The sequence below is a fragment of the Caballeronia calidae genome, from assembly GCF_900044055.2.
GTDB classification, from domain to species: Bacteria; Pseudomonadota; Gammaproteobacteria; order Burkholderiales; family Burkholderiaceae; genus Caballeronia; species Caballeronia calidae.
Map to the genome: position 1 here is coordinate 1 of NZ_FCOX02000343.1, position 674 is coordinate 674.

The window sequence follows — 674 nt, forward strand, 5'->3', positions numbered from 1 at the left end:
TTCGCCTTGGCCAGCAGCGCATCGATCTGTTCTTTGAGTTCCAGCTCGGCTTTCTTCATCCGCTCGTAACTCATCGCCTTATGACGCGACGCATTGGCCTTGATCTTCGTGCCGTCAACGGCAATCGTCCCGAGCTTGACCAGTCCGCATTCCTTGGCCAGCTTCACCACTTGCACAAACAGGTCCGACAGTTCCTTCAAGTGAAAGGCGCGAAAGTCGCAAAGCGTGCGATGCGCCGGATAGTTGCCCGCGGCGAGGACCCGGAACGCGACATCTTCATGCAGCTTCCTGGCCAGCTTGCGCGACGAGAACACCCCGGTCGCATAGCCGTAGACGAGCACCTTCACCATCATCGCCGGATGAAAGGGTTGATTGCGCGGGCCGCCGCCCGCATACCGCGCATGGAAGCTTGACAGGTCGAGCGAATCCACCGTGTCGCTGATGTAATAGGCCAGGTGCCCTTCAGGCAGCCAGTCTTGCAGCGCGTGGGGCAGCAACATCTGCTGCTGCGGCTCGTAGGGAAGATAGCTTATTGGCATCTCCTAACAACGCTTACCCGGCTCGGCCGGATGACATCAGATTTCTGCCGCGCATACTCCTAGGCAGCCGGCCACTTCGCGGCGGTTGTGAAACTGTCGCCAGCCGAACAGTTCCCTGACCAGCGTCCAGGCGCT

Annotated in this window: 1 protein-coding gene; it reads right to left on the reverse strand. The window is 59.8% G+C overall.

What is annotated here, in order from left to right; translation table 11 throughout:
• A partial coding sequence (locus tag AWB78_RS42955) for a transposase (RefSeq protein ID WP_198399358.1) occupies nt 1-539 on the reverse strand: 539 nt, incomplete at its 3' end.
• Between the last annotated feature and the right edge of the window lie 135 nt (nt 540-674).